The sequence below is a fragment of the Treponema sp. R8-4-B8 genome (assembly GCF_054786175.1).
Genome location: NZ_BDHE01000303.1, coordinates 1 through 512, shown reverse-complemented (window position 1 = coordinate 512; position 512 = coordinate 1). Strand labels below are relative to the sequence as shown.

The window sequence follows — 512 nt, the reverse complement described above, 5'->3', positions numbered from 1 at the left end:
ATAATAATATTTTTTATTGATGCAATACTGTCATAAGTGGGATTTATCGGCAGTCGATCAGTTTCGATATCTTCTTCATTTATTTTTTTTCTTCTTATGGTTATTACTTTAGGACATATATTCATTTATTTGTCCTTTCAGCTAACTGTATTAAATTCTTGATTTCATTATTTATATTGTAAAGTTTTTCCGTGCCTTCAGTAATTTCCTGACTTATCTGATCTATTATTTCTGAATAAATATATGGTTCATCATCATCGTTATTTATCATAGAGTTTACATTCCCATTTTTTTCGATCATGTATGCTGATACATTATCAATCGACAAACAGGGAAACGACAGTTCGGCAACAACTACCTTATCGTCGTGGAAAAAGAAGGCGCTTTGGACAGGCTGACAGTATAAACCGAAGTAAGCGCCGACACTTTCATGGACGACACCCGCCCCTTGAACGCTCTTAAGGAAAAAATTAAGGATACTCTGCACGCGTCAATCTCGATCAGCCCGAGGG

1 protein-coding gene is annotated in these 512 nt (G+C 35.5%); it reads right to left on the bottom strand.

Annotated elements, in window-relative coordinates; all coding sequences use genetic code 11:
• Positions 1–121: 121 nt before the first annotated feature.
• The gene (locus ACYVRA_RS08505; protein ID WP_461252290.1) at positions 122–301 is read right to left on the bottom strand and encodes a hypothetical protein; all 180 of its coding nucleotides are present in this window, start codon (positions 299–301) and stop codon (positions 122–124) included.
• Positions 302–512: the final 211 nt, after the last annotated feature.

Excerpts from the sequence above, each read along its gene's own strand:
- ACYVRA_RS08505 (WP_461252290.1), bottom strand. The coding sequence starts at position 301 with ATGATCGAAAAAAATGGGAATGTAAACTCTATGATAAATAACGATGAT.